This window comes from Cyanobacterium sp. uoEpiScrs1 (genome assembly GCF_947331815.1).
Lineage (GTDB): Bacteria > Cyanobacteriota > Cyanobacteriia > Cyanobacteriales > Microcystaceae > Rippkaea.
In genome coordinates this window covers 939,566-958,720 of sequence record NZ_OX373462.1, presented here as the reverse complement: position 1 = coordinate 958,720, position 19,155 = coordinate 939,566, and the positions used below count along the sequence as shown (strand labels likewise).

10 protein-coding genes and 2 tRNA genes are annotated in these 19,155 nt (G+C 32.2%); 7 read left to right on the top strand and 5 right to left on the bottom strand.

Features of this window, described 5'->3' with window-relative positions:
* The first annotated feature begins 17 nt into the window (after positions 1-17).
* Positions 18-102 (top strand) — tRNA-Ser (locus tag OXU93_RS03320).
* Positions 103-322: 220 nt separating this feature from the next.
* Here the strand turns inward: OXU93_RS03320 and pheA are convergent.
* Together pheA and OXU93_RS03310 are read right to left on the bottom strand one after the other, a co-directional pair.
* Positions 323-1,189, bottom strand: coding sequence for a prephenate dehydratase (pheA, locus tag OXU93_RS03315; RefSeq protein ID WP_267384460.1), 867 nt, complete (start codon positions 1,187-1,189; stop codon positions 323-325).
* A gap of 785 nt (positions 1,190-1,974) precedes the next feature.
* Complete coding sequence (locus tag OXU93_RS03310; RefSeq protein WP_416378783.1) at positions 1,975-4,260, bottom strand: Rne/Rng family ribonuclease; 2,286 nt, start codon at positions 4,258-4,260, stop codon at positions 1,975-1,977.
* 3,178 nt (positions 4,261-7,438) lie between these two features.
* Here OXU93_RS03310 and OXU93_RS03305 point away from each other — a divergent pair.
* Positions 7,439-9,514 (top strand): M3 family metallopeptidase, encoded by a 2,076-nt coding sequence (locus OXU93_RS03305; protein WP_267384459.1) that lies wholly within the window; start codon positions 7,439-7,441, stop codon positions 9,512-9,514.
* Positions 9,515-10,286: 772 nt separating this feature from the next.
* Positions 10,287-10,360, top strand: a tRNA-Asp gene (locus tag OXU93_RS03300).
* A 1,276-nt stretch (positions 10,361-11,636) separates the two neighbouring features.
* On the opposite strand, the gene coaE is transcribed toward OXU93_RS03300, so the two are convergent.
* Positions 11,637-12,248 carry a dephospho-CoA kinase gene (gene coaE, locus OXU93_RS03295; RefSeq protein WP_267384458.1) on the bottom strand — a complete coding sequence of 204 codons (612 nt, stop codon included), beginning with the start codon at positions 12,246-12,248 and terminating at the stop codon, positions 11,637-11,639.
* Positions 12,249-12,360: 112 nt separating this feature from the next.
* Here coaE and OXU93_RS03290 point away from each other — a divergent pair, with 112 nt between their 5' ends.
* Both OXU93_RS03290 and OXU93_RS03285 read left to right on the top strand, forming a co-directional pair.
* The gene (locus OXU93_RS03290; protein WP_267384457.1) at positions 12,361-12,768 is read left to right on the top strand and encodes a zf-TFIIB domain-containing protein; all 408 of its coding nucleotides are present in this window, start codon (positions 12,361-12,363) and stop codon (positions 12,766-12,768) included.
* A 102-nt stretch (positions 12,769-12,870) separates the two neighbouring features.
* A complete protein-coding gene (locus OXU93_RS03285) occupies positions 12,871-14,037 on the top strand; it encodes a cysteine desulfurase family protein (protein ID WP_267384456.1) in 1,167 nt (388 codons plus the stop codon).
* 330 nt (positions 14,038-14,367) lie between these two features.
* Here OXU93_RS03285 and ctpB read toward each other — a convergent pair whose 3' ends face one another.
* Together ctpB and OXU93_RS03275 are read right to left on the bottom strand one after the other, a co-directional pair.
* Positions 14,368-15,738, bottom strand: a complete 1,371-nt coding sequence (ctpB, locus tag OXU93_RS03280) for a carboxyl-terminal processing protease CtpB (protein ID WP_267384455.1) — start codon at positions 15,736-15,738, stop codon at positions 14,368-14,370.
* Positions 15,739-16,412: 674 nt separating this feature from the next.
* Positions 16,413-16,931 (bottom strand): DNA-binding protein, encoded by a 519-nt coding sequence (locus OXU93_RS03275; RefSeq protein ID WP_267384454.1) that lies wholly within the window; start codon positions 16,929-16,931, stop codon positions 16,413-16,415.
* Between the two features lie 93 nt (positions 16,932-17,024).
* Here OXU93_RS03275 and folD point away from each other — a divergent pair, with 93 nt between their 5' ends.
* Positions 17,025-17,906, top strand: coding sequence for a bifunctional methylenetetrahydrofolate dehydrogenase/methenyltetrahydrofolate cyclohydrolase FolD (gene folD / locus OXU93_RS03270; RefSeq protein WP_267384453.1), 882 nt, complete (start codon positions 17,025-17,027; stop codon positions 17,904-17,906).
* On the top strand, positions 17,903-18,421 hold the full coding sequence (locus tag OXU93_RS03265; RefSeq protein WP_267384452.1) for a hypothetical protein: 519 nt from the start codon (positions 17,903-17,905) through the stop codon (positions 18,419-18,421). The genes folD and OXU93_RS03265 overlap by 4 nt, the downstream gene beginning before the upstream one ends.
* The last annotated feature ends 734 nt before the right edge of the window (positions 18,422-19,155 follow it).

The window sequence follows — 19,155 nt, the reverse complement described above, 5'->3', positions numbered from 1 at the left end:
AAGCTGTCTATCTTATTGGAGAGGTGGCAGAGTGGTCGAATGCGCCCGACTTGAAATCGGGTTTGGGTCAAACCAACGTGGGTTCAAATCCCACCCTCTCCGTCATGATATCAATTCTTAGAAAGTTTCTAAGTCAAAATCAAGTTTTAAAGTTGATAGGTTACAGGAAATCTCTATGACGTAGTCACAAGACAATAAAATTTACTGAGTATGCAAAATACTACAACTCGCTCGATATATAAATCAAAGATGTTAATTTCTACCTGTAACCATTTAGCTGATGAAACGATTGCAAAGTGTATATTGCATTAATAGGAATAGCTCAAAGCTGAGCAATATCTATGGTTTTTAGTGAAAAAACTCTATAGCCTCCAAAAATCTTTAAAGTTTCTGTATAGATTCTTAGTTCAGCCAAAGCTTCTTCAATAAAATTGAACTCTGAGTCGATCTCAATATCAATAAAAAAAAGATATTCTCCTAATGATCTCTTAGTGGGACGCGATTCTATACGGCTTAAATTAATCCCCCGTTTGGCAAATACTTCTAAGGGTTTGACCAGTGTGCCAGGGACATTATTAGAAACACTAAATCCTAAAGAAATCCGACTTCCTTCTATGCTAGTTGGCGTTAGTTCCAATATCCAGAAACGAGTGCAATTGTCAGGATAATCGTTAATATCATTTACCAGAATAGGAAAATTGTACAATTTAGCAGCACGAGGAGAAGCAATCGCCGCCGAGGTTAAATCGAGAGCGATTTGATGCAGGGCTTCCGTAGTCGAATTTGTTGGGATCAAGGAAACAGAAGGTAAATTTTGCTCTAACCAATGTTGACATTGTGCTAAAGCTTGAGGGTGGGAATAAACTTTTCTTAATCCTTTTGGAGATTTTCTTCTTGATAATAAAGCGTGGGAAATGGGTAAGACTAATTCTTGTTGAATCTTAAGTTTATCTAATTGCCAAAGACTATCGAGGATGATAGCTACAGTTCCCTCTGTAGAATTTTCTACCGGCACAACTGCCTGTTGAGTTTCCCCATAGGCAACGGCATATAAAGTTTGAGCAATTGTCGGATAGGGGCATAAAAGAGATTTTGTTTCTCCTTGTTGCTCTAACCAACGCTGATAAGCTAAGGTAGCCGTTTCTGCATTAGTTCCTGTTGGACCTAGATGAGCAATAGAAATAGCCATAGACAATAAATTTGTAATCTGATTGATTATATCGGGATTCGGACAGTTATATCTAAACAACTTAACTTAATCTACAGTTTACGTGATTATCATTTAGTCAATAGAAATTTTTACAAAGAGATAAATGTCCATAGTTAAGTTATTAACTATGGACATTTATTTTAGTCTTCAATCTCGATCTTCATTATTCTTTAAGATACTATAAATCCTTGTTTAACTGTTTTCGGTAACCTCCAATGGGAAATTCAGATAATTATGGATAAGAAACTAATAGAATATCTTTCTAAATCTATTTTTTAGTTGAAGATATATCCCTGTAATTTTATGAAGCTTGATTATTTATAATCTACGCTTATTTTAAACTGTTGAAATAATAGTTAGGGACATACTTAAAAGTTGTTAAAAATAGAAAATTTATAATATTAACTATATAAATCATTGTTTTTTGAAGTTTAAATATAAATTTTCTATAGAAAATACGAGAATAAAAGTTATTTAAAAAACATCAATTTATAGCTTATGATAGTTTATTTGTTCTATTGTAGTTAGTATTTTAATTGTTATGGTAAATACCAGTACTATATTTATAGTAAATAGCTGATCGATATTCTTTAGAAGAACTTACGTACACAAATAAACTGAACTTATCTTGCTAATTTTTTAGCAAGATAAGTTCAAGATAAAGCCAGCTCTGTTAGAGCCCTTCTTATTGTTATTAAACAATAAGAAGGGATAATCTTACTTTGTATCCTCTTATATATCTGTATTGACTGTAAAGATAATTCTTAAGCTTCTTTAGCAGAAGAACGACGACGACGACGACGAATAACAGGGCGTTCGGAATCACTTTCTAGTGGTTTTGTTTCCGTTGCTTTATTGTCTGTCTTTTCGTCATCATCTAGAAACTCAGATACTCCATAAGGAATAGATTGAGAGACAACAAATGACGTATCTTCACAAGGAATTTCGTATTTCTCTGTTATTTCTTGTATCTTCTGTATCCCTTGTTCCTCTGTTATTTCTTGTATCTTCTGTATCCCTTGTTCCTCTGTTATTTCTTGTATCTTCTGTATCCCTTGTTCCTCTGTTATTTCTTGTATCTTCTGTATCCCTTGTTCCTCTGTTATTTCTTGTATCTTTTTTGTCTCCTGTTCTTCTGTTATTTTTTGTATCTTTTTTGTCTCCTGTTCTTCTGTTATTTTTTGTATCTTTTTTGTCTCCTGTTCTTCTGTTATTTTTTGTATCTTTTTTGTCTCCTGTTCTTCTGTTATTTTTTGTATCTTTTTTGTCTCCTGTTCTTCTGTTATTTTTTGTTTATTCGAGACATTTACTGAATTTTCAGGAGAATTAACGGATACTAATACAGACTTGGGATCCTTAAATTCACGATCAAGATGCACTAGCGGAGAAACTCCCATCAAAGCATAAAGGTTTTGTTCTAGGGGAGCCATTTCCACAAATACCTTTTCTATTGGTATTTCTTCTCGGCGCAAATGTCTTTGACCTCGTTCTTTCCTCGATTCAGCTTCTATTTCCCCTAAATATTCACTCTCTTTTACTATAACGTTGGGAACCACTTTAGCTATTGACTCATCCCTCAACTGAGGTTGGGATTGACGACGACGGCGGCGACGAGTGGGATTTAGAACATTACTCTGTTCTTGATAGCTTGGATGGTGAAGTAGTTCTAGTTGACTAGGAGACTGATATGTTTCATCTTCAAAACTAGATTCCCCAAAAATTTCAGACCTGTCCATAGGTTTTTCTGCTGGTTTTATCGAAGGGGAAGAGGAAGAGGAAGAGGCAGTAACTGTGTCTAACGGAATTAATTCAGAGCGTCCTGGAAGACTAATCATATGTCCTAAACCGCCACAACTAGGACAAGGTTGACCAAATAATTCGTAAATATTTTTACCTTGACGTTTTCGAGTCAGTTCAACTAAACCTAATTCTGAGAGTTGTGCAATTTGAGGTCTAGCTTTATCAGATTTGAGAGCTTTATTAAAATGTTCTAAAAGCTTAAGTTGATCGCGCCGCGAGTCCATATCGATAAAATCTACAATGATTACCCCTCCAATGTTGCGTAGACGCAATTGACGGGCAATTTCTGTAGCTGCTTCACTATTGGTCCACAGAACTGTCTCTCTTGCTGTTGCCGAACGGGTAAATGAACCAGAGTTAACATCGACGACTGTTAAAGCTTCGGTTGGTTCGATAATAACATAACCGCCAGAAGGTAAATCTACCCTAGGTTTTAGCGCTTCTCGAATCGCAGCATTAACACGAAAATAGTCTAGAACTCCAGGATGTTCGCGGTGATGATCAATCAATACTCCTTCAGGAGAACGTCCACCACTCCAGTTCATTAAGTGTTGTTTAACTCGTTTAACTCCGGCTTGAGAATCTACAACGATGCGATTTACCTCAGCACTGTACATATCTCGTAATACCCTTTGAATAAAATCGTCATCGCGATTTAAAAGAGAAGGAGCACGAGTTGAAGTGGCTTGAATTTGAATAGATTCCCATTGTCGCTGCAGAAACTCCAAATCTTCCATAATAGCTTCTTCAGCTTTCCCCTCGGCTTCTGTACGAACTAGTAAGCCCATTCCTGCAGGTTTAATCAAAATAGCTAATGCACGTAGGCGACTACGTTCATCATCATTTTTGATTCTTCTAGAAAGGTTAACTCCTCGACCATATGGCATTAAGACTAAGTACCGGCCTGGCAACGTAATATTCCCTGTGAGCCGTGGTCCTTTATTCCCCGTTGGTTCTTTCATTACCTGAACCAATACTTTTTGTTGGGGAGTCAACAGTTCTGTAATAGCCCCCGCACTTTTTTTTAGGCGAAGAGGACCTAAATCGGTGACGTGAATAAATCCATTGCGTTCCGCATCCCCAATGTTGACAAATGCTGCATCAATACCTGGGATTACATTTTCCACTACTCCTAAATAAATGTCACTAACTTGTTGGTTGCCAGTAGCAACCACCAGCTCTTGAATTTGATCTTCCCAAAAAACAGCAGCAATGTGGTGTTGCTCTGCGATAACAATTTGCTTTGGCATGCAATTCCCTCAAACTTGTGTAGCCGACCAGAACACTTTATTAAGTCAAGTGCCTGTCGATAATAAATTGGTCAAAAAACTCTCTAAATGTAGTCGCGATTGACTTTAAGCCAGTAAAGAATCGAAAAAATTATACTCAGCCCCATATTTCACCTGAACGTTGGCTATCTAAATTGAGCTAACGTAATCTCGTCTAAGGAGGTTACTCGTTTTTTGGATGTATCTCTACCAATTTTAAAACGAGAATTGTAATTTGATATTTAATAGACTCCTCTTTGAATTAACTTGTCAGCACCAACATTTATTACATGCAAGACGCTTCCTTGGTGAATCGAGTTGATAATAGAACTGATTAGAAAACACTTTAACTGTTTTCACTGATGGTGGTTACAATCAACTAAACAGTTGAGTCCTATTTGTATTAAATCACTCTAGCTGGTCGAGTGGCTTTGGTTTCCTTGGATATTAATCATTAAAGATAACATACACAAATACTAGATCATTTTAACCCAATTAAAATCTAGTTGAAAACTCAAAATCATACCATTAGCTCATTTTCAATTTTCAGATAATGCTAATACCACCCAATCATTCCTAATTTAGGTTTTTAGGTTGAGCATCTAGTGTAAATCATATTTCCTAGAATCTCATGCGTTTATAAGTCAGATGTAACTTCATTTAGTTACCATAGTTTCGATACATTTCTAGTTGTCAGAGATGATCTTAACATAGAACATGTGCGTCATTTATTTTTCTTATATAGACTTGAAAGCTAAATGTTTGAAGTGTATGAACCAGCAAACTTAATATAAGTTTTTCTTATATTAAGTTTGCTGGTTCATACACTTCAATTTCAGGAATGAAATAGAAAGATTTAAGAAAATAAGAGAAAGAGAAGAATATAAAAATTTTATTTTTATTAATACGTTGACTAGGGGTGGAGTATACCTTATGAACAAAGAATTAATAGGTAAAAAAGCTACTATCCAGAGCCTATACAATCTATTTATTAAAAAATACAAATATAAAATGCTTATAAAAAATAAATAGTGAAGTCAATAAAAGTTAACTTATGACATCGTTAAAATGAATATAATGCTTGAAATTTTGTTTTATAAAGTTTTGTTATCAATCATTTTACATTTTATGACATGCAAGTAGAGATTCATATAAACTAATATTAGCACTCCTAATCTATTAACTTTTGTCTATGACACTTTCCTAAAAATGTAAGAATAGATTTGTACTCTACCGTTGAAATCTCTAGTTAATGATTAGCTGATTGTACAAAATTTAGTTGTCTACAGTTTTTTTACTTTTCTAAATTGTAAATTGAATTGTTTATATAAGTATCGCAGAAAAAGTACTATTTATTTGATAAATTAATAACAACAAGGTTTAAGTAGATAAAAAATATGTGTTTTAAATTCATAAGATTTAAAAGGAGATATTAAATTTGACAAAAATAAAGATATAAATTTTTAATTTATCAACTAATAATAGTAATAGTTTGTCTGAAAATACAACAATCAATATTTTAAGTCTTTAAGATTAGTTTTAACAATTAAAATACTTAGTTGTAAAAAAATGATATTTGTACAAAATAAATACAAATGCCAGTTCAAAAACCTCTACAAATTAGGATAATACGTGAATTGTTTTAAAGTAACTGAGAAACAATAAATAAAAATAGAGTTAATTTATTAGACGATGATTTTGATTATAATAAACACCAAAGGATGATAGTTGTTATGATTATATTCTTGCTAAAAATATTTGTTATTAATTTAGTTAAGTTTAAATAGTTTTTAATGTTTATATGATTTAAAATGTACTAAAAATAAACGGTATTAGTTTGTTGTTTTTAACCCTAAAAAATGCAGGCAATATTTTAAGATAATCCAAAAAATATGAAATTACTTTTTGGTTAAATCATATGCTTTCAAGCATAGTTTATATTGAAATATTATCCATATAAAACTCAAATTATAATAGTATTCAATATAGATTTTTAATTAAAATTAATTTTGTTTACATTTTCTATGATCAAAGTTATTTTTATAGCTTAGATAAATTTAAAATTAATTTTTTTAAATAATTTTAAGCCTTTAAAAGAATATAGTTTACTGCTTTAATTTTAATAATATTTAAATAATTATTTAATATGAACAGGCTATTAAGTCTATTTTTTGCTCTACTTCTGACTTCTATTTATTAATAAATAGGCTAAAGACTATATTTTACAATAGATGTAGGTAGTTAATTATATTAAACTTTGCTATTGACAATAGATAAATATATTGCTTGTTCAAACATCTCTTATTATATGTCTTAATAATGTTTTTTTGATTTTTATTTTAGTTATTCTAAAGAAAAAAAGATGATCAGTATAATAAACTTATTAATATAAATCATATTCTATAATTATTGTAATACTTTATTTTTCAAATAAGATTGAACTCTATTAAAATGTTAATTACAAACTATAAAAATAAATACCAGTTTGAGTGGTAAATTTAAAATAAAGAGGTGAAAGTTACCTGTGATTAAGCTTCTATTTAAGCCATTGTTTATGTAAGTATTTGAATATAATTTTGTATGCCTTGTCTATAAAATTTTGCTCTTTTAGCGACTAATATTTATATAGGTAATAAAGGGTATTATTAATTATTTATCTGAGTACAAAGTAAATACTATTTTCCGAGGATAAATATGAGTAGGTTTCAATTAAATATAAAATATGTTTACTTTAAAATTTTACTTACCTTTTTTAGTAACTAGTCCGTTTAAAAAATAAAAATAGATAATTGTAATCTATTATTTATTTTTTTAAAAGAATAAATAATTGTCTCATTTTCTTTCTTTGTTAGTTTAGTCAAGTCTAAAGTTATGTTTGAAAAATCTGATTTATTCCTTTTTAATATATATAAATTATATATTAACGTTTTATGTCAAGTTAATCATCATGTTATTTTGTAAACTCCAGTGCATAGGTATATTGCCGCTTAAAAAAATATTAGTCATAATATATTAACTCCTAGCAATATTTATATATTTTTGTTAGATTTTTAATCAATCAAAGTTCTTGATGTTTCAATATTTTTTCTATATTTTTAGATAGACTATTTCTTTTTTCTGATTTCTACTTAAGCTTGTATAGAACTATATAATTCAAATTATGATCAACGAGACTATAAACGATAACCCATTACTCCTTGGGAAAGGGCTCCCTCCCTTTCATCAAATTCGGACTGATCAAGTAGTTCCGGCTATGACTACATTACTTAAAAACTTAGATTTCCAATTAACTAATCTGGAAATGAATATTACTCCTACTTGGAAAGGATTAGTAGAACCTTTAACAGAAATTGAAGAGCGGTTAAAGTGGAGTTGGGGAGTTGTTGAGCATTTAATGTCAGTTAAAAACAGTCCTGAGCTACGGAAAGCTTATGAACAGTCTCAACCTCATGTTATTCAATTTATCAATAAAATAAGCCAAAGTCAGTCCTTGTATAAGGCATTTAAAGCCCTGAGAAATAGTGAAAAGTGGAATAATCTAGAATCTGCTCAAAAGCGTATTGTTGAGACAGCTATTCGTGAAGCAAAACTCGCTGGAGTAGAGTTGTCAGGAAGAAAAAGAGAACGATTTAATCAAATTCAATTGGAACTAGCAGAACTATCTAATAAATTTTCTAATAATGTTTTTGATTCAACTAAAGCATTTAAGCTTAAATTAACGACAAAAAAAGAAGTGAATGGGTTATCCTCTAGTTTACTTAGCTTAGCTGCTCAAACTGCCAGATCTGAAGGAGAAGAAAGTGCGACTCCAGAGACAGGTCCTTGGGTCATTACACTTGATCATCCTAGTTATGTCCCCTTTTTAAAAAATAGTGAACAACGAGACTTACGAGAAAAAGTTTATAAAGCTTTTTTAACTCGTGCTTCTGAGGGAAACTTAGATAACAATCTCTTAATAGAACGTATTTTAGAACTACGTCAGGAAATGGCCCAATTGTTGGGCTACAATACTTATGCAGAAGTTAGTTTAGCCCGTAAAATGGTTGCTGATGTAGAAACAGCTGAAAAGCTTCTTGAAGAATTACGGCAAGTTAGTTATAAAGCAGCAATTCATGAGTTAAACACTTTAAAAACTTTTGCTAAAACTGATAATTTAAAACACTGGGATATCAATTTTTGGACAGAAAGACAACGAGAAACAAAGTTTAATTTTACTGCTGAAGAATTACGCTCCTATTTTCCTTTACCTCAAGTATTGGATGGGTTATTTACTCTGGCACAACGGATTTTTCAAGTAATTATAACTCCTGCTGATGGTCAAGCTTCTGTGTGGCATAGGGATGTTCGTTATTTCCAAGTTAGCAATGAATTAGGGGAAGCAATTGCTTACTTTTATCTTGACCCTTATAGTCGTCCATTAGAAAAACGGGAAGGAGCTTGGATGGATGATTGTATTGGTCGAGCAAAAATCAAAACAGACAAACAATTTTATACTCGTTTACCTGTCGCTTATCTTATCTGCAATCAAACCGCTCCTGTGGGAGAAAATCCTAGTTTAATGACTTTTGATGAAGTTACTACTTTGTTTCATGAATTTGGGCATGGACTTCAACATATGTTAACTCAAGTAGATTATCCAGGGGCATCAGGAATCAATAATGTTGAATGGGATGCCGTGGAATTACCTAGCCAATTTATGGAAAATTGGTGCTATGACCGTCAAACTTTATTTAGTCTAGCTAAACATTATCAAACAGGAGAAACTTTACCAGAACATTATTATCAAAAATTAGTGGCTGCGCGTAATTATATGAGTGGTTCATCAATGTTACGTCAGTTGCATTTCAGTCTTTTAGACTTGGAATTACACCATCGTTACAGATCTAATGACAAAGAAACTCCCTGTCAAGTCCGTGATAGAATTTCGCAAAAAACAATGGTCATGAAACCATTACCAGAAGATTCATTTTTATGTACTTTTTGCCATATTTTTTCAGGAAGCTATGCGGCTGGGTATTTCAGTTATAAATTAGCTGAGATATTAAGTGCAGATGCCTTTGCCGCTTTTGAAGAAGTAGATTTAGAAAATAATAAAGCTATAGCAAAAGTTGGTCAAAAATTCCGAAATACAATCCTAGCATTGGGAGGAAGCATTCATCCAATGGAAGTATTCAAGATTTTTCGGGGACGAGAACCTAAAACTAAATTTTTACTAAAACATCGTGGACTGTTATAGTTTTTAAAAAAATAACTAGTATTTCATCTATTATGTTAATTTATTTTTAACTGGTTATCAATTTATATATAATTTTTAGACATATGCTTTATCCTCTATCTCCTGATTTTTATTAGTTAAATTTAATCAATAACTACTTATTTATAACTAAATAGTTTTTATGGACTAAAGAATATTCTAGGTTCATAAAACTCAATTGAGCCGTTAATAAAATAGCTGCCTTACTAACTGAATAAACAGTATACTTATTAAGTTTGTCTAATGCTATAATTAACTACTCTAGCTGAATTAAATGTTGTAGTTTTTTAAAAAGTATAGCAATCTAAAAATATTAAATATAATATCAAAAATATGATAATTATTAAAGTTAAATTACTATCATTTATAGTGATTGATAAATAGTTTAAAAGCTAGTAAAAGGCGTTAGGAACAAATAGGTATTTAAAGGCAAAAAAAATAATAAGACAAAACAAATCTAAGAACCTTAGATTTGTTTTGTCTTATTATTTTTTTCTCTATAGCTTTTAATCAGGGTATGTGTTAAAAACAAATGCCTTAACTAAACTAGTAGTAACTCAGTAGTAATGATTATCATTGGATAATCATTACTACTGAGTTGTTTTACCAAGGATAAGAAGATGATTTATGATAAAAATTTCAATCGTTAAAAATACTCTAAGACATAAGATTATCCATCATGATCGCAAAAAATTTTTTAAGGGGTTGACAAATCCTGGTTAGTTTAGTTATATTAGTGGACGGCTTAGGAAATGGGACTGTAGTTCAACTGGTTAGAGCACCGCCCTGTCACGGCGGAAGTTGCGGGTTCGAGCCCCGTCAGTCCCGTATAAACGAATTAACTTAGAAAACAGTTTATAGATTAGTGGTGTTTTTCTCCATAGATTACACAGGCGTGTAAAGCGAAATTTCCTAGCTCACAATTTAAGACTTTATTACTTCATTAACTTTTTCTAGATGGAAAGTGTTGCCATTTGTTTATCATCATCTGGATAACCTACTTAGATACTATTGGGGATTGTCTGTTAACTGCAATGTATATAGTGTTTAATCACTATAAAAACTATTTCGGACTTATGAAGATTCTAACTATCTATCACAATTTAGGAGTACTTGTCCCTATTAAGCTAGAGCTAAGAGGCTGTCTTTAAGGTATGGACTGTTCTGAATTATTTATATAAGTCGATTTACTTATCTTAGATCAGCTTTCTTAGCTTCGTCGCCAGAACCTTACCCTAACCTTTCGGAGCTCTCCCTATCATTTGATGTATTTAGCTTATTATGTAGCGCTTGGTTTACTACTTAAAAGTGAAACTAACTTCTAAATCTTGATTCCTTGACTGGAATAAAATACAAGACAAAAATTATTTTCGAAATGCTTTCCAAGACTTTTACTCTTAAATTAAGATTTTTTTGTTTTTTATTTGTATAAATTAATTACTAAAAATCAGTATTTATAGAACATAGTATTAATTTTAAACATTAAAAATTAATACAATATACAGAAAATAATACCGTGTAATTAATTTACTTATACAATATATGATAGTTATTTTTTTGTTTTTTGTAAAAATTCTATTCTTTAGATAGCTTATATTTAAGCTAATATATTAACTATTATACAGAGTAGTTAATTAACTTATATAATAGAAAATACAAACTACCTAATGTGAGACTTATGTCTTTATATAGCAATATAAGTTTAGATGACAATTAAACAGGTCAACTTATTAGATTCTAAATATAAATAAGCTTTATAATCTGATACTATTATCAATATTATTAAAAGGATATAAGATGTCACTCACTCATCAATATATCTTAGTTTTATATCTATTTTATCTAAAGATATATACAAAAAATTTTTACTATTTAGATTGCTTAAATATCTAGTAATTATCAGAACCATGTAGTGATTTACTAGTTCTTAAATATTTAATTTTTTCTCATTACTAATGGTAAGCTTAGCCTTTATTTAGAATGGTAAAAAATTAATTGATAATAAACAAGCACAATAAAAAATAACTAGAATCATGAGATTAAATATTATTAATTATAACTTAAATATATTGAGTACAATTACATTGTCTTTATTTTTGCTAATTTACACATGAATAAAAGTTTTATTTTTTATATAAAAATCAACTTGTCTATATAATACCTCTAAAGTTGAATAATTATACAAGACAACATCAGCTAAACTAGCTTTATATCCTACATATATTTGATTTGATATTCTTTTCTCTGCTTGTTTTTTTGTCATATTATTATTTATTATTAATCGATTTATCTGTTCTTTACGAAAAGAATAAACTACCCAAATTTCTGTAACAAAATTAGTTAATCTTGCCTCAAAAAGTAGAGGTATTGATAAAATTATCGTTGAATATTTTGATTGACTAATTTTTTTTTCAAGCTTATTTTTTACATAAGGGTGAATTTTACTTTCTAACCACTGTTTTTCTTCTATATCATTGAAAATGATATCTCCTAACGCTTGACGATTTAATTGTCCATCTGGAAACTGAACTAATCGTCCATAACGAATAAAAATTTCTTGCAGGATGGGGGAATTTGGTAAAACAGCTTTTCTAGCATAAATATCAGCATCTAAAACAGGAATTTTATAAATCTTATTGATGTAATTAGAGACCGTGGTTTTTCCAGTAGCAATTCCTCCTGTCAACCCAATAATTCTTTGTGACTTTGTATTCATTTTTTATCCTTAATATTTTTAATAGTGTAATGTTATATTTAAGTTTATCTTATATATTTCTTATATAAATATTAGTTATCCTATAGATAAGAAATACCAGTAACAAGAATTTATGAATATATCAATCTGTCCAAAATGTGGGGGCAATTTGGAAAAAATTATCTATGAAGAGACCGAAGTGGATCGGTGTTGCCAATGTCTAGGAATTTGGTTGGACTCTTTAGAAGCCGAACAGCTAAAAAATATTAAAGGTTCTGAGATTATAGACTCGGGTAATTTTCAGGAGGAGAATCCATCAGAATCATTACAAAAAAAAGTTAACTGTCCCCGATGTCAAATTTCAATGATCAAAATACTTGATTTTGACGAATATCCTCTTTGGTATGAAACTTGTTTAAAGTGCCATGGACTTTGGTTTGATGCAGGAGAGTTTCAACAATTTAAACAAAACTTTCAGCACACAGGATATCTGGCTAGGGCTATAAAAATCTTACGCCTAAGAAAAAATACGTTATCATGAAGAATGGAAGCAATGTTAGGTACTACGATGGTAGTGTATTAGGGTTAGTGCTGGTGTAAAAGAATCAAGTACTGAATATCTGTGGGTGGGTTATATATAGTCATGTCTCAACGTCCCATTTACTTAGACCATCACGCCACAACTCCCATGGATGAGCGGGTATTGGAGGCTATGATACCTTATTTTACTCAACATTTTGGTAATCCTTCAAGCACTACTCATATTTATGGATGGGAAAGCGAGGCAGCCGTCAGGAAAGCAAGAAATACTTTAGCAGATGCTGTCAATTGTAGTCCTGAAGAAATTATTTTTACCAGTGGGGCTACAGAGGCTAATAATCTAGCAATCAAAGGAATTGCCGAGGCCTATTTTGATAAAGGACAACATATTATTACTGTTCAGACTGAACATAGAGCAGTATTGGAGCCGTGTCATTATTTAGAAAAATTAGGATTTGAAATTACTCTCTTATCTGTTCAAAGGAATGGATTAATCGATTTTGATGAATTAGAAAAAGCTATTCGTCCTGATACGATTTTAATTTCAGTTATGGCGGCTAATAATGAAATTGGGGTTATTCAGCCTTTAGCAGAAATTGGACAGATTTGTCATGATCATCAAATTTTATTTCACAGCGATGCAGCGCAAGCGATCGGAAAAATTCCTCTAGATGTTCAAACAATGAACTTAGATGTTGTATCTTTGACTGCCCATAAAATTTATGGACCTAAAGGCATTGGGGCATTGTATATTCGCCGTCGTAACCCTAGAGTCCGTTTAGCTGCTCAGTTGCATGGAGGAGGACAAGAAAGAGGAATACGCTCAGGAACTCTTGGTACTCCCCAGATTGTAGGATTTGCTAAGGCTGTGGAGTTAGGATTGGGAGAAATAGAGTCTGAAGGAAAACGTCAAAGCCGATTACGCGATTATCTTTGGCATCGATTAAATCAACTAGGTGGTATTCATCTTAATGGTCACCCCACTCAGCGGTTACCAGGTAACCTCAACATTAGTGTTGAAAAAGTTGATGGATCTGCCTTATTACTAGGATTACAACCAACAGTAGCAGTATCTTCAGGATCTGCTTGTTCTTCAGTAAAAACAACTCCTTCTCATGTTCTCATGGCTTTAGGATGTCAGAAGTCATTGGCCTATTCCTCTTTGCGTTTCGGACTAGGACGATTTACAACTACCCAAGATATTGAACAGGTGAGTGAATTAACCATAAGCACTATTAAGTCTTTACGCCGAGCCACTATTCAACTGTAATATTCGGTAGTATATAAGATTGATAACCTAAATTGCCTTATAAAATAAGTGTCATATCAAACTATAATATTTCTTTAACAAAAAAGATTATAGTTAAGTTCTTTTCGTCCTTGGGGCTACTGTTGTTAATGATTGTTCTTAATTAAGTGTATTAACTATTAACGACTAGAATTATAGCTAATTTAGCTTGCTAAATCTATGTCTCAAAATCTCTTTATCTTTGACACTCTATATGTAATATTAGGTGCCTCTTATCTTATAAAATAACCATCAGGATTATACATTAATTCAGATAATAAACAATTCAAGTATTCTCAATGTGTCAGTTTATTATTTCCCTATGAAGGTTTTATCTTTCACCACCTCGTGTAAATTTTCCCAACGAAGACTAACTGGCTTAGATATTTTGGGTAAAGAAATAGGGAGAACATTTTTTCTTAATACGTTAATAGCTACTTTGTATTGAGGGTCAGCATGAGTCCCCATTAAACTAGGATCATTTTTAAGTTGTATGTGTTTTTCCATACTCAAGTCTAGGTAAACATCGGGGTTAATACCTCTTTGATTAATATCCTCCCCACTAGGGGGATAATACCGGGCAATGGTAACTGCTAAACCAGACCCATCTGATAAGGAGTGAACTGACTGTACTGTTCCCTTGCCATAAGTACTAGTCCCTACCACTGTTGCCCGTCCATTTTCTTTTAAAGCTCCTGCCAATATTTCACTAGCACTGGCTGAGCCTTTATTTACTAATACCACTAAAGGTAAATCTGTTAATGAAGTTCCATTAGCTAAAAAATGGCGATCACCACCACGACGATCAACCGTCATGACAATCTCCCCTGTTTTTAACCAAAGACGGGCAATATCTATGCTAGCAAGAAGTAATCCTCCTGGATTTCCCCGTAAATCTAAAATATAACCGGATACTTCTTTTTCACTCAAATCTTGTATGGCATTCCTCATTTGTTCAGCGGCGCGAGAACTGAACTCGTCGAGGCGAATATAGCCGATACGAAGTTGAGCTTCTTGTTTTAGGTTATAACTTACAGCAGCAATTTCGATCTGTGCTCGTGTTAAGGTGACTTGAAATATCCCTTTATTTTTACGAGATAATTGTAGACTGATGTCAGTTCCTATTTCTCCTGTAACCGCATCTCGAGCCTGTTCAAGAGTCATTAACGCTGTTGGCTTACCATTGATGCGGATAAGGCGATCACCTTCTTTAATACCCGCCTTAGCGGCCGGTGAACTTCTAACGGTCTCTACCACGTACAATTGACTAGTACGTCTGTCGAGTGTCAATCTAATCCCCACACCGGATAATTCTCCAGAAGTTTGACTAGTAAGAGTGGCAAAATGATTAGGGTTCAAAAAACGAGTGTAAGGATCTCCTAGCCATTTTAAGGCTTTTTGAATAGCTTTATATGCCTGCTCGCGGTTAGCATAATTTTGGACTAGCAATTCCTGACGCTTTTCTTTCCATTCAACTCTATTGAATTCTTTATCTACAAACTCATTATTAACAATTTGCCACATCTCATCGACGATCACCTTAGGATTGTCTTCTAAAATAGTTATCGATGATTCAGGAGAACTAAATGCAGGAGTAGTCAGAGACTGGGAAGTTACGGCTGCGATCATTCCTCCCCAAAGACAAATTTGGTGAATCCAAACGGGTTTTATCGGACTATTCATGGTGATTTTTGCAGAATAATGACAATACAAAATGGTTCTAGCAAATTAACGAATTCAGGTAATGGAACTAGTTTCTTTTAACCTCGATGGCTTCGATTAACCACCACAATATAAGAATTAAGTGTAAGTATAGACATGCACTATGTTTTCTTTTTACTTTAAGTTGTCTTTGAAAAAATAAAGTAGGACTATCTGATAATCTTTTTCGATGAGATGAACCTGATTGTTTTTTTAGAATAGCATCGTTCTTGTTTAGTAGTATCCACATGTACTAAGCAGAAATCAATTTCTTCTTGTAAAACTAATTGTCGTATCACAAAAGTTAAAGGAAAAGAATAAAGATAAAGAGTAATATTTGGTCCATTATAAACTCTAAACTATATATGGTTAGGAACTTTATAATTAATTCCTTCAACTAATTCCTGTGTTAGTGAATGTTCTGGAGTTTTCCTTATTCTACATGACGAAAAAAAATCCCAGTATTTCAATATGTATGAACATGGGTATGTTATCAAGCAATTTTGGCAAGCAATCATTCTTTTGGCGAATAATCATCAAGACTGACTTAAGAGGAGTTTAAGGAGTTTAATGTCTTTAACTCCAATATTAGTTAGATATAATCGAGATAATGACGAGTGTTTATGCTATTGCATGTTTTTTATTGTCATTTAGTTTTATTTTGAGTTACTTTTATGAGGTAATAGAAGTTTATTAATATCCAAATCCGATGTGGATGTAGACTGGGGTTGAGAAGGAGATGACGGTTGTGTCGGTTGGTTGATAGATTGAGACTGAGTCTTAAGTTGTTCTATCTCTAAAACATACAATTCGTTCAAATTCCGACCTCCAATAGAAATTGGCTGATGTTCTACCCGTCCTTTGATTGTTATAAGATCTCCTGGTTTAGGAAGAATGTCATTGGTCAGAACCCAAATTGTCCCTGTATCATCGTGAAGTCTATAAGAACCTTTATCTATAAAAGGCGCATTATCAACCACAGTTCCCTTAATGTAATAAATTGTCTCTTGAGTTCGAGGGTCTTCATCTTGTTGCTGATGTTGGATGAGTTCACTAATAGGAGTTACTGGTATTTGAGCGATTCTGAAAAAATTCAGTCGATTACAGCCAATAATTTCTCCCAGTAGCAATAACAAAAATCCACCATGGCAAATTCTAATGTTTAAATCTTTCATGATGAGTGGGAATAGTTTTACTTAACTGAGATATTTTAACTGAAAGGACACCTTGAAACTTTTACTAATTTTAAATTCACCAATCATTTGTCAATGTCTTCTTCAACTTCTTCTTTCGTATTAAACGGTAAAGCCTTAGCAGAAAAAATTCAGAGTGAACTTCAATCCTGGGTGCAAAAGCAACAACCTAAGATTGGCCGTCCTCCAGGATTAGCCGTATTAATGGTAGGAGATGATCCTGCTAGTACCGTTTATGTTCGTAATAAAGAGCGGGCTTGCGCTAGAGTAGGAATTACTTCTTTCGGTCATCATTTTCCTAAAAATATATCTCAACATGATCTGGAGTGCGTTATTAGAGAACTTAATGAAGATCCTAGAGTGGATGGAATCTTAGTTCAGTTACCCTTGCCAGCCCACTTAGACGCAGTCAAACTATTATTAACCATTGACCCAAATAAAGATGCTGATGGTCTTCATCCAATGAACTTGGGACGTCTAATGCGTGGTGAACCTGGATTACGCAGTTGTACTCCCGCTGGTGTTATGCGTCTATTAGAAGAATATCAGATCGAATTAGCAGGTAAACATGCAGTGGTAGTAGGAAGAAGTATTTTAGTGGGTAAACCGTTAGGATTAATGTTACTTGAAAAAAATGCCACAGTGACCATGGCTCATTCTCGTACCCAAGATTTACGCAGTGTGACTTATCAAGGAGATATTTTAATTGTTGCAGTAGGCAAACCAGAGTTCATTAATGCAGATATGGTCAAACCTGGAGCGATAGTTATCGACGTAGGGATTAACCGTGTTGTTCGAGGGGATGGAACTTTTCAGTTGGTAGGGGACGTAGATTTTAAATCTGTGGCCGATATAGTTCGATATATTACACCAGTGCCTGGGGGAATAGGTCCGATGACCGTGGCAATGTTATTGAGTAATACGGTATTAAGCTATCATCAACGGGAGACACCATGAACGAATTTTTCCAGACCTATACTTGTGAATTATCTCAAGGTAAGACTTGGCGGGTGTCCGTTGTTCCCGAGCGGGACGATGTTGATTTCGATTTGATTGTTGAAGATCCTGTGGGCAATATCATTGCCCAGGACAATAGCAATAATGCTGATGCCTACTGTACATTTACTAGTTTTGTAGATGGAATATATTTATTTATAGTAACATCGGTTAAAGGAAATTGTAAGTTTGCTATTGATGTTAACCCTGTAAAAATTATTTTTTCTCGTAATTATTACTGTCATCTTGATAATGATGTTGTTTGGAAAGTTGTAGTGATTCCAACGGCTAAAAACGTAGATTTTAATCTTTATGTTGAAGATCCAAATGGACAAGCAATTATCCAAGATAGTAGTCCTGAACCTTCTGCAACATGTATTTTTACTAGTAATATCAAAGGTAATTATTATTTTAGGGTTGAATCTCTTAAAGGGATGAGTGATTTTGATTTTAAAATTGAGAAGTTAATTAAATAATTTAATTTATTTAGATATATACAAAGATCATGGAATATGTTGAATACTTTAGGTATTTTTTAGCATTTAGAATTATATTTTTTATTTACAACAAAATACTTTAGAAGAATCTAATTAGAATAAACCTAACGATATTAAAATTTAGAAAAAGTGAACTAAATATGACTAAGCTAGTCCTAACAACAACTAATACAGAACTAAACTAATGTCAAGAAAATATGAATTTAAAGCCTGATAAAATTTATATTTTCATAGCTTATTCAATTTTATTTTAAAAACAGGATACAGTATAGCTAGTTTACAACAATTAACTAATTCTAGTGTATGTCAATACATGCCCTTGTCCTCATTCAAAAATTTTCTTTATAATTTAACTTACTTTTTAGTTATCTGCTTATATCTTCTTTTTTTAATAAAAAATACTTGCTTTTGACTTAAAATTGATAAAATTTCCTTGTTTTTTACTAAATTTTTAGCTATATGGATTCTAGTTTTAAAAATTTTTTTTGCGTATTTAAAGATAAGAATTAAATAGGATTGTATATCTACAATACTATATCCCAATAAATACTAGAGACAGTATTTATTTCTTTGTTTCTTTTCATAAAAATTATCCACCTCACAACACAGAGAAATTAATACCGTATGCTTATGTAACTTATCGAGAAAAATACTACTAAATTTTATACTGTTATTAGAATAATTTTGTTAAATAGTTCATTAGTATCTTCCCT

Coding starts and splice junctions, on each gene's coding strand:
- OXU93_RS03305 (WP_267384459.1), top strand. CDS start 7,439: ATGATCAACGAGACTATAAACGATAACCCATTACTCCTTGGGAAAGGG.
- folD (WP_267384453.1), top strand. CDS start 17,025: ATGTCTTCTTCAACTTCTTCTTTCGTATTAAACGGTAAAGCCTTAGCA.
- OXU93_RS03290 (WP_267384457.1), top strand. CDS start 12,361: ATGAATATATCAATCTGTCCAAAATGTGGGGGCAATTTGGAAAAAATT.
- OXU93_RS03265 (WP_267384452.1), top strand. CDS start 17,903: ATGAACGAATTTTTCCAGACCTATACTTGTGAATTATCTCAAGGTAAG.
- OXU93_RS03285 (WP_267384456.1), top strand. CDS start 12,871: ATGTCTCAACGTCCCATTTACTTAGACCATCACGCCACAACTCCCATG.
- OXU93_RS03310 (WP_416378783.1), bottom strand. CDS start 4,260: ATGCCAAAGCAAATTGTTATCGCAGAGCAACACCACATTGCTGCTGTT.
- pheA (WP_267384460.1), bottom strand. CDS start 1,189: ATGGCTATTTCTATTGCTCATCTAGGTCCAACAGGAACTAATGCAGAA.
- ctpB (WP_267384455.1), bottom strand. CDS start 15,738: ATGAATAGTCCGATAAAACCCGTTTGGATTCACCAAATTTGTCTTTGG.
- OXU93_RS03275 (WP_267384454.1), bottom strand. CDS start 16,931: ATGAAAGATTTAAACATTAGAATTTGCCATGGTGGATTTTTGTTATTG.
- coaE (WP_267384458.1), bottom strand. CDS start 12,248: ATGAATACAAAGTCACAAAGAATTATTGGGTTGACAGGAGGAATTGCT.